A 10564-nucleotide genomic window follows, 5' to 3' on the forward strand; every position below is an offset into this window, starting at 1 on the left:
GATCCCGCTTACAAATCAATAAATCCAATTACGTACAATAAAGCGATTTAGGAGTTGGATTTTAGCTCAGTTCTTTGTACGTGCCATCTTCGGTAGTGAACATCTTTTTGCAAATGGCCTTCACACCGGCCAACTCTTGATTGATCACCTCTCGAGTCAATCCCTCAAAACGCTCTTCAACGTCTTCTTGGTTGTTGAACTCTCGTGAGTTCACGTAGTTGTCGATGGTTCCTTTGATGGTCGTATTGATAGAGTTCGCCAAATCGGCCCGAGCATTGCTCATGGCTTTCTTCCTGGATACCATCTGGTCTTTTGATTCTCCAACGGCATTGGCGCGGAACACGCCCTTATCGGACCAAAAGTCTTCACCGCTGCAAGGCACGGCGATCTCTACTTCGCCCTTAGGTGCTTCAAGTTTTTTACTCTTACAAGAGGTCAGGGACCCCACACCTATGAGGACAGCCCGGATCAAGCTAAAGGATACAATACGTTTCATGGCAGTACATTTTTTAGTTTCTACTCTATAAAAACCAAAGGTCGCGCCAAAATCCGAATTTGGAAAGATTAATGTGGGTCGGAATGATCCGGATCATTGATAAACTCAGGATCGGAAAGGGTTTTCAAGAAGGCGATCAAGTCGTCCTTTTGTTGTTGAGTCCAGTTACGACCTACCCCCGCCGCCTTCATATTGGGATCTATCGTTGGCGAAGGATGCCCTCCCATATTATAAAACTCGATCACCTCTTCCAGTGTCTCGAATCGACCATCGTGCATGTAAGGTCCGGTGAATTCGATGTTTCTGAGCGTGGGCGTATGGAATAAGCCCAGGTCATTGGGGTCACCGGTAATGGCGTTCAATCCCGGATCAGAGGGAGGCCAAACACTATCGAGTCCATTATTGTGGAAGGCGTTATCGGTAAACTGAAAGGCCGTGGCATAAGTGCCGTGGCAGTGAAAACAATCCGAAGTTTCATTTTCGAACGTATCGAACCCGCGAATTTCGGACGGAGTTAATTCAACCTCGCCCCGCAAGAATCTATCGAACTTACTGTTTCCACTGATCAAGGTTCGCTCGAACTGAGCTATGGCCTTGGTCACCCGGTCCACGGTTATGGCGGTATCCCCAAATGCGCTTTTAAACATGGGCGGATACAGCGGATCGTTGCGCAACTTACTCAGCGCCTCGGGCCACTCCTGATGCATTTCGATTGGGTTCGGCACGGGCTCCTCTGCCTGGATCTCTAAAGTCGCCGATCGACCATCCCAAAAGAAGCCGTTAGATCGGTAGGCCAAATTAATAATGGCCATAGCATTCCGCGTACCATCGATACCGTCGATACCGGTACTCGTGGGGTTGGGATCCGCGAATCCTGCCGCAGGCAGATGGCACCCCGCACAACTCAAGGTATTGTCGGCGCTCAACTTTTGTTCAAAGAATAGAAAACGTCCGAGCTCAACCCCTTTAACGGTCGCCTCATTGTCCAAGGGTTGCACTAACGGGCCAAAATAGGATGGAAGGTCGATCACATGGGGTTCGTTTTCAACCGGATCAGGTCCATCATCACCGTCCGGACCACAGGCCATGGCGATTGCGCCAACCAATAAGAAGAGGATGTACTTCTTCATACTACAAACTTACGCAACAATTAAACGAATGGTGGGTGATCATTGTTTTATCTGAAAACCAATGGTCTTCGTACCTTTGTACCCTTCATTCGATTTGCTATGAAAAAGCCCGCAAGTATAGAGGTCATTTTACAGAGTAACCTCGCTCCCGAACTCAAGAATATTGCCGAAAAAGTCAAAGCCGGAGAGCGCATCATCTTCGACGAAGGTGTGCTGCTTTTTGAGCGCGGCGAACTCGGATATTTGGGCACTTTGGCAAACTATATTCGCGAGCAACGGCACGGAAATTACACCTACTTCAACCGCAATTTCCACGTAGAGCCGACGAACATTTGCTTTTTCGATTGCAAGTTTTGCTCGTACAGCCGGCTGCTGAAACACAAGAACGAAGGCTGGGAAATGACCGAAGAAGAGATCCTCGAAAAAGTGCGCTCTTACGACGGACAACCTATTACAGAGGTGCATATCGTAGGAGGTGTGCACCCGAAAATGGGCTTACACTACTTCGCTTCGCTCATTAAAAAAGTAAAGGAAATTCGGCCCGACATTCACGTAAAAGCCTTTACCGCCGTAGAACTCGAGTACATGTGCCGCAAGGCCAAGGTAAGCTACGAAGAAGGCCTGCGCATACTGAAAGAACACGGACAAGACAGTTTGCCCGGCGGAGGAGCAGAGATCTTCGACGAGGAGATCCGCAACATCATTTGTGCGGATAAATGCAGCACCGAACAGTGGCTCGAGATTCACGAAACAGCTCACAAACTCGGAATGCCCTCGAATGCGACCATGCTGTATGGACATATCGAAAAGTTTAAGCACCGAGTCGATCACATGGAGCACTTACGTCAACTGCAGGACAAAACGGGCCGATTCAACACCTTTATCCCACTGAAGTTCCGCAATGGCGACAACCAAATGAGCGACGTGCCCGAAGTGACCATGATCGACGACCTCAAGATGTACGCAGTGGCTCGTATTTACATGGACAACTTCCCACACCTCAAAGCCTACTGGCCCATGATCGGACGCAAAACGGCGCAGCTTACACTCGGATTCGGAGTCAACGACATCGACGGTACCATCGACGACAGCACCAAGATCTACTCCATGGCCGGCGCCGAAGAGCAGAATCCGGCCATGACCACCGGCGAGCTCGTAACCTTGATCAAAGATGCCGGACGCCACCCGATCGAACGCGATACGGTCTACAAACACCTCAAAGATTACCTCGAATACGACGTCGAAGATATCCGCGAGCAAGCGTTGCCTAACTAAGTTAATTTTGAATTTCTGAGCCTGCGGCTCGATGCACCCCTCGGCGTGTCCCTCAAGGCCACCTCCCCGGACTAGTTACATCGCGTGCTTGGCGTAGTTCCGCCACTTGTCGATCACCTCGACCAAGTCCTCGGCCAACTCGCTCTCGAACGACATCCACTCCCCCGTTCTGGGATGAGTAAAGGCAAGCGTTTTCGCGTGTAAGGCCTGTCTGGGCAGAATCTTGAAGCAATTCTGAACGAACTGCTTGTACTTGGTGAAGGTGGTCCCTTTCAAGATCTTATCGTCCCCGTATTCGAAATCACCGAACAAGGGATGCCCCTCGTGCGAAAGGTGCACGCGGATCTGATGCGTACGGCCCGTCTCCAGTTTACAGCGGATCAAGGTTACATAACCCAATCGCTCTACCACCTCCCAGTGTGTGATCGCATGTTTGCCATAATCCCCCTCGGGGAAAACATCCTGCACCTTTCGGTTCTTCAAACTCCGACCGATGTTCCCAACAATGGTGCCTGAATCCTCTTCGAAATCACCCCAAACCAAGGCGATGTAGCGGCGTTCAATGGCGCGATCGAAAAACTGCTTGCTCAAATGCGCCATGGCTGGCTCGTTCTTGGCGATGACCATGAGTCCGGAGGTGAGCTTATCCAATCGGTGCACCAATCCCGGGCGGTCATTTTCCTGCCGAGTAGGCAGATTATCAAAATTATAGATCAACGCATTCACCAACGTGCCCGTGTAGTTCCCGTATCCGGGGTGCACCACGAGTCCGGCCGGCTTGTTCACCACAACCACGTCCTCGTCTTCATACACGATGTTGAGCGGAATATCTTCGGGAATGAGCTCCAGCTCGCGGGGCGGCGTGCTCATGACCACCCGCACCACGTCGCCGGGCTTTACCTTGTAGTTCGATTTTACCGCCGTACCATTCACGTGGATGTTTCCGGCGTCGGCTGCGGTCTGAATCTTATTCCGCGAAATATTCTCCAAAAAGTTGTTCAGAAACTTATCGACCCGAAGCGGCTTTTGCCCTTTATCAGCTACGAACCTATGATGTTCGTATAACTCCTCGTTATCGTCCAATTCTTCTTCGCTCATCACTTCACTTTAATGAACCGCGCGTACTTCGGACGATCGCCCTCGGTAAACAAGATGTAGGTTCCCGGGGCCAGGTTTTGGATTTGGGCCGTCGTTCCTCGGCCCGATGCGACCGTTCGGCCCTGCAAGTCAACGATTCGGTAGGGCATTTCAGCCTCGCTATTCCAGCGGATGTGGCTCGCGGCCGGATTAGGAAACACGGTGAATTCAGTCAACGCTTGGGTCGAAAGCCCAAGATCGCTATTCACCGACTTACCGAACATAGGGCGCATCATCAGCGTTCCGGGCAATTCGCTAGGCAACCACAAACCGCTCACGAAGTAGTACAACTTGTCGGAGTTATCGTTGTTTCGGTCGAAGCCAACATACATCTCGTTGTTGTACACCTGCTCTATACCTATATACACGGGTTGATCTATGAATTGTGGGACATCGAGAATATACCTCGCATAATTATTGACGTGCGTGTAGCGCGGCACGTACACCGAATCGCTCTTGTATAGAGCTTGAGCCGGTGCTCCCGTTTGGCCATCGATGGTCCATATTCCGATGCGGAATTCATTCTCCGTAGCATCGATCAAGGTCGGTGGAAAATACAGCAACAAGCCGCGCAAAGTGTCGTCGATCAGCGGATCGATGTAGTACACCATTTTGGCGCTGAGATCGTTCAATGCATAACCGCGTTCAGCCGTTCCATCGTCGTAAGCGTAGTAGTTGTAAAACTTTTGCGAAAAAGTAAGCGTGTCGTTCTCGGGCCGTACATCGGGAACGGACTGAATAAAATACTTGATGGTGACATTCGAACTATCGCTGCTGTTGAGCACTATGTTGTCCTCCAAATTGGTCTGGTAGATGTAGTTGACCGAGTCAAAAGCAAACGGATCGGAGTTCTTGAAGAGCACATTCGAGTTAAATACGTTGACGCCGTCCTGATACATGCGATATCCAAAATTCACGTTACGAATTCCGCTGGCTCGGTTCCAGAACTTTACCACGTTGTTGTCTTTGTAGGGGTCGTTGAGGGCATTAAAATGCGTCCACGGCACGGCGTAGAAATCCTCGAGGATCGACTCGGGCCGTTCGGAGATACAAATATCATCAATGGCCGAATCGTTCCGCGAGCGCCCCTCATCCAGAATGATGTAATCGACGTGCCAGTGGTCGAGGTTACCACTTAGCGTAGCGTAGTTCTTGAATCGGAATTGAAATCCTCTGGTCAACCACGTCGTATCGGTAATGGAGATGTAGACAGACCTAAAAACGGTGTCGGGCAAATCGCCCGGAGTAGACCATATGTGCACCCAGTCGGGCGTATCGGTCGGTGAACGGAATTCGAGTACTAATGAGTCCTCGGCTTCAGGAGCATTTCCGAGTCCGGTCATCTGGTAATAAAAGCTCAGGTACACGGAATCGGACGGCAGGTAATTGAGGTCTATCGGTGCCGAGGTCAGATAATCGGCAACACCATAGGCATTCTGGTTGGCGATATTGTACGCTCGTCCTTTTCCATTGAGGCCGTCGAAAGTGGCCACTCCGTACGAGGGAGGAGCAATGGCCATATCCATGTTGATATAGGTGAGGGTATCCATCCACCGATCGTGCCGTGGCACAACAAGCGGGTCGCTAAAATCATCGTAGAACGGAAGGTCCAGCGTGTCGACCGAAGCCGCACTTCGGGCCACGAGGCCCTTATATTTATCGGCATGCGCTTCGAGCACGGGATTCGTACTCAAGGGCGCCAACAATTCCTGGGCGAGGGTGCCAAATGGCGCTAAAAACAACAGAGCCGCAAAGGCCTTACTCCACAATTTCATTCCGCAGCGTATCGGGTTCTGTGATGAATAACGTATCGGCAGGGATTTTCGTATTGTCTTCGGTAAACCAAAGGTCGACGGACATCCCCAATCGAATGAAAGGTCGCGGATTCGGATCGGGATACTGGCGGTATACACGCGCCATGGACGAATCTTCGACCGTTTCGTCGTAGCTCAAGGCCCCTACGTTCAAGCTCAGTTCTTTCAGGCGCACTTCCGCTTCGTCGAGCGTAAGCCCCGGCAACCGGGGCACCGAGATCTTTTGATCGCTCAATCCATCGCCTAACACCAAGTCGATAACGGCTTGTTTGGGCAAGGCCGAACCGGGCTTTACTTCGCGACCGTTGTATTTGACTCCGACCACGACATCGCGAGCCATATCCGGCACGAATTCGAGTTCGCCGACCCGAAAACCGTAGGTCTCGAGGTACGATATAGCTTGACGTTTGGATCGGTCGATGAGGTTGGGTAGGATCACCTTCTGAATGCTCCGAGGGTTCACGGTCAAAAAAATAGTTCGGCCCCGTTTTACGGCGCTCCCGCTCTGCGGAATTTGCCCCACCACGGCTCCGCGCGGATACTCCGGATTGAATTCCGCTGAATCGATCACGGCGAAATTCAGCTCGATCGGCTTCAACTTTTCGCCGGCCTCTTCCAGTGTAAAGCTCAGCAAATCGGGCACTACGACCGTTTCATCGTGCTGAGTATAGCTACCCAACCACCAATTCAGGACAAAAAAGCCCACGAGCAGCAACAGCGCATAAGCGATAGCATGACGCCAAAAAACCTTTGATTTGATAAATTTAATAACGGATTCCATACCCTTCAGATCGGCGCAAAGATAAGATTTTGACCGTGGTAGCGTTTAAAATCTGCACTACCTTTAGCCCCTATGAACACCAAGCCTTCGATCGCCGTTGTCGCCGGTGGTTATTCCAGCGAACGCGAAATATCCTTAAAAAGTGCCTCCGTGGTCCAGCGAAATCTCGACCGGAGCGAATTCGACGTCCATCTCATCGACCTCACTCACGAGGGGTGGTATCTCGTTGGCGACGACGGATCGCGCAGCCCTGTTGACCGCGGTGATTTCACGGTTTCTGTGCCTAGCGGCACGATACATTTTGATGCCGTCTTCATTGCTATCCACGGGACGCCCGGCGAGGATGGTAAACTGCAGTCGTACTTCGACTTACTCGGAATACCCTACAACACCTGTGGGGCATTCGAGTCGGCATTGACCTTTGAAAAGGGGGTATGCAACCAATTGCTTCGTCAATACAACGTGGCTGGTGCTCGCGCCCGACTGATCGACATTCGCGACGAGGCAAATGCTGAAGATTTGGCCCAGGAGTTCGGGTTTCCTATGTTTGTAAAACCGAGTAAAGCAGGATCGAGCTATGGAGTCAGCAAAGTGAAGGATATCAATGGTATAGTGCCCGCAATTCAGAAAGCACAAGAGTTCGACGACTTGGTGATCGTTGAAGAGTTTCTGGAAGGTCGCGAGGTCACCTGCGGTGTATTCGAGCACGAGGGCGAAATAACGGCATTGCCACTCACGGAGATCGTGAGTGAGAACGAATTCTTCGACTACGAGGCCAAATATTTAGGTGCGAGTCAAGAGATCACGCCGGCTCACATCGCGCCGCAGGCGCAACAAGCCATACAAGAAACCAGCCAACGGATATACCGCCTTCTGCGTTTAAAAGGTATGTGCCGGATGGACTATATTCTGCGCGACGGGGTGCCTCACCTCGTCGAAATCAATACCGTGCCGGGATTAAGCGAGGCTAGTATTGTGCCTCAGCAGGTCCGCGAGTTCGGACTCGATCTGCGCACCTTTTTCGTCAACCAAATGAAAGTCATTCTGAAAAGAAATTAGCATTATGTTCAAATCCATCGTATGCTTAGCATGTCTAGCATTAATACCGTGGCTAGCTTCGCGTTTTGACACCTCGACCCAAGAAAGAAAATTCCCACAGCCCAAAGGCACCATAGTGGTGTACGACAGCACCAGTGAGGAAGAGCGGCACGAGCAGAAATCTGCTTGGCTCAAAGGCATGAAAAAAGCCGCACCGGGTGTTGATCCGAATCGCATCGACCATGAATATCGCTTTGAACGGCAACGTCGACTGGCCTATCGCAGCAGCGTTGATTCGCTTGCAGGAGGTAAAGTCCGTGGTGAATTCGAAGAACGCGGTTGCAACTTTAATAGCGGTCGAATCATGGCCGTGGAATGGGATACCATTAACGATGTTATGTTCGTTCAGACCGCGGGCGGAATCATGTTCTCCGGTCCCGAGGATGGCTCCAATTGGCAACCGGTGAACGAACAGTTTCGCATGGCCGATGCCCTATTCGTTCGATTCGTGGATCACAACGGTAGCCAGCGACTTTTATCGGGTACGGGGGGGGCGTACTTTTATTACAGCGATGACCTGGGGATCACTTGGGACACCGCGGTCGGACTCGATCCAAATGCTTCGAACCGAAGCTTCAGGGACGTCGTGTTGCTGAACGACTCGGCCAAGACCTTGTACGCATTGACCACCGAATGGACGGGTGGATGGAAACAACGCCTGCATCGAAGTACGGATCACGGCTCATCATTTCAGTTGATGTACACGTTTACAGAAAGTGGTGGTGGAGCTCACAGTCGCCTCGACCTCTGGGCTCATCGCTACGAAGAAGCCGCGTACTTGGTCTATCGCGATTCGATCTTTGAGCTCAGTGATTCAACCCGATCTTTCCGAGGGAAAATTTCAGGCACTTCGGGATTGGGGACTATGCTGCTCACCGGTACTTCGGCTCCGGCGAGTGGAAATGAAATCCTCTATGTATACTCCGACCAGGACATTTACCGAAGCGACGACAATGGCGTAACTTGGACACTAAAAGGAAACGTTGGGGAGAACCCTTTTCGCCGCACCAGCTTTGAGTGCTCTTTGAGTGATCCCGATGCCCTCTTCTTCGGCGCGGTCGAGTGCTGGCGGTCGTGGAATGGTGGAGCGAATTTCAACAAGGTCAATAATTGGTTCGACTACTACGATTTTGAAGCAAATAAGCTTCACGCGGATATTCCGAATATTCAGTCGTTTTACGATGATCACGGAAATGAAGTACTCTTTATTAGTACGGACGCATCGTTCTACTCATCAACGAACAAAGGGCTTACGGTACAAAACCGCGGAATGGCCGGACTCAACGTATCGCGGCTGTACGATCATTACACGGACGAAACGGACCCGGGCATCATTCACGTAGGCACGCAAGATCAGGGGTATCAGCGTATCCTTCAAGACAATGGCGGTATTCTCTCCTTCGAGCAAGAAATCTCCGGTGACTATGGATGGCTGGTGAGCTCCGATGACGGGTACAGTGTGTGGATGAACTATCCGGGATTTGCCATGCACGTCACCGAAGCAGGCTTTGCAAATATGTCGACGACCAGTTGGGATTTCGGCGGAGCCAACAGCTTGTGGATACCCCCATTAATGGCTGACCCAATCGACGGATATACGGCTTATGTGGCCGGTAATTTAAACTCTGGTTCTGGGTCTTATATGATTCAACTTGTACATACCGGTGGCAGTATTGTGCCATCACAAATGCCGTTCAATTTCAATCAAGGTGGGGCGGGTCAAATCACAGCCATGGCATACAGCCCAATCGATCCGAATCATTGGTACGTTTTAACCGAAAATGGTCGAATTTATCACTCTGATGATTCAGGCACCAGTTGGACATCACACACCATTTCGAACGCACCCGGCACTCATTACTTCTACGGAATGTACATTTACCCTTCTCCCAACAGTCTTGGAACGGTGTATATCGGTGGCAGCGGGTATAGTAATCCGCCCATATACAAACTCGAAAACCACGGTGCTACAGCGACCGCCCTTAACAATGGGCTACCTCCGACTTTGGTGCACGAATTGGCCGGCGACCCAACGGATTCGCTATTATTCGCGGCCACAGAAGTAGGTCCCTTCGTATATGTAGCCGGCGACGATCAATGGTACGACCTGACCCTAATGGGCATGCCCGACGTCAACTGCTGGAGCGTGGAATACATCGATGCGCTCGACGTAGTGCGATTTGGAACGCACGCACGTGGGTTGTGGGACTTGAACCTCGAAACTCCCGGCATTGGCCTCGAAGAAGACCAGATGGCCGAATGGTCCGTCTACCCCAACCCCACCAAAGACTTCATCCGATTCAGTGAACCTTTAAAGTCCGGAGTACTCGTTGACCTTCAAGGCCGCGTAGTTCGTCAATGGAGTTATCCGATCGATCAACTGGATATATCCGACCTAACGACCGGAAAATACGTTTTGAGGTTAGCTGAAGGAGCTACTGTGGTGGTGAAGCTGTAGTTGATTGGTTGATTAAGAAAGTTAATGGGTATTGGGAGTATTACATTCAGGTTTACCTTCGGCAATTCAGGTTGCGCGATGCTCAATCAGAGGCATGGTCAAACTAATCTCGCGCAGCGAGACCTGATCCGCAGGACCTGATCAACCTCGCTTGACCTTAATTCCGGTGAGACCTGATTTGAAGAACCTGATTTTGGCAAAGCCAAAACCTGATCTGAAAGACCTGATGCGGACCAGCTGAATTTTAGCACTCAGTTCTATATCCAGAACTTATACATTAGGTTAAATTACTGTACTTTGAAGACTTCCCCGTTATGAGACCGTTCTAAACTATCAAATTCGATTCAATTTGTTGTACAGATTTACTCTGTTTGT

8 protein-coding genes are annotated in these 10564 nt (G+C 50.8%); 3 read left to right on the forward strand and 5 right to left on the reverse strand.

Going from position 1 to position 10564, the window contains the following annotated elements; genetic code table 11:
* Positions 1-61: 61 nt before the first annotated feature.
* Together J4F31_10860 and J4F31_10865 are read right to left on the reverse strand one after the other, a co-directional pair.
* The gene (locus J4F31_10860; GenBank protein ID MCE2497058.1) at positions 62-496 is read right to left on the reverse strand and encodes an LPP20 family lipoprotein; all 435 of its coding nucleotides are present in this window, start codon (positions 494-496) and stop codon (positions 62-64) included.
* Between the two features lie 68 nt (positions 497-564).
* On the reverse strand, positions 565-1626 hold the full coding sequence (locus J4F31_10865) for a c-type cytochrome (GenBank protein ID MCE2497059.1): 1062 nt from the start codon (positions 1624-1626) through the stop codon (positions 565-567).
* Positions 1627-1725: 99 nt separating this feature from the next.
* Here J4F31_10865 and mqnE point away from each other — a divergent pair, with 99 nt between their 5' ends.
* A complete protein-coding gene (gene mqnE, locus J4F31_10870; protein MCE2497060.1) occupies positions 1726-2901 on the forward strand; it encodes an aminofutalosine synthase MqnE in 1176 nt (391 codons plus the stop codon).
* 75 nt (positions 2902-2976) lie between these two features.
* Here mqnE and J4F31_10875 read toward each other — a convergent pair whose 3' ends face one another.
* Genes J4F31_10875 through J4F31_10885 form a run of 3 tightly spaced genes read right to left on the reverse strand, consistent with a single transcriptional unit; the run spans position 2977 to position 6633 of the window.
* Positions 2977-3999 (reverse strand): RluA family pseudouridine synthase, encoded by a 1023-nt coding sequence (locus tag J4F31_10875; GenBank protein MCE2497061.1) that lies wholly within the window; start codon positions 3997-3999, stop codon positions 2977-2979.
* Positions 3999-5813: a hypothetical protein gene (locus J4F31_10880; protein ID MCE2497062.1), complete on the reverse strand. Its 1815-nt coding sequence runs from the start codon at positions 5811-5813 to the stop codon at positions 3999-4001. Before J4F31_10880 ends, J4F31_10875 begins: the two co-directional genes overlap by 1 nt.
* Entirely contained in the window at positions 5797-6633 is an 837-nt protein-coding gene (locus J4F31_10885) for a PASTA domain-containing protein (protein MCE2497063.1), read from the reverse strand. Before J4F31_10885 ends, J4F31_10880 begins: the two co-directional genes overlap by 17 nt.
* Before the next feature lie 72 nt (positions 6634-6705).
* Between J4F31_10885 and J4F31_10890 the strand changes: the two genes are divergently transcribed.
* Both J4F31_10890 and J4F31_10895 read left to right on the forward strand, forming a co-directional pair.
* The gene (locus J4F31_10890; GenBank protein MCE2497064.1) at positions 6706-7692 is read left to right on the forward strand and encodes a D-alanine--D-alanine ligase; all 987 of its coding nucleotides are present in this window, start codon (positions 6706-6708) and stop codon (positions 7690-7692) included.
* 4 nt (positions 7693-7696) lie between these two features.
* Positions 7697-10189 carry a T9SS type A sorting domain-containing protein gene (locus J4F31_10895; GenBank protein MCE2497065.1) on the forward strand — a complete coding sequence of 831 codons (2493 nt, stop codon included), beginning with the start codon at positions 7697-7699 and terminating at the stop codon, positions 10187-10189.
* Positions 10190-10564 lie beyond the last annotated feature (375 nt).

The organism is Flavobacteriales bacterium (assembly GCA_021296215.1).
Taxonomy (GTDB): Bacteria; Bacteroidota; Bacteroidia; order Flavobacteriales; family ECT2AJA-044; genus ECT2AJA-044.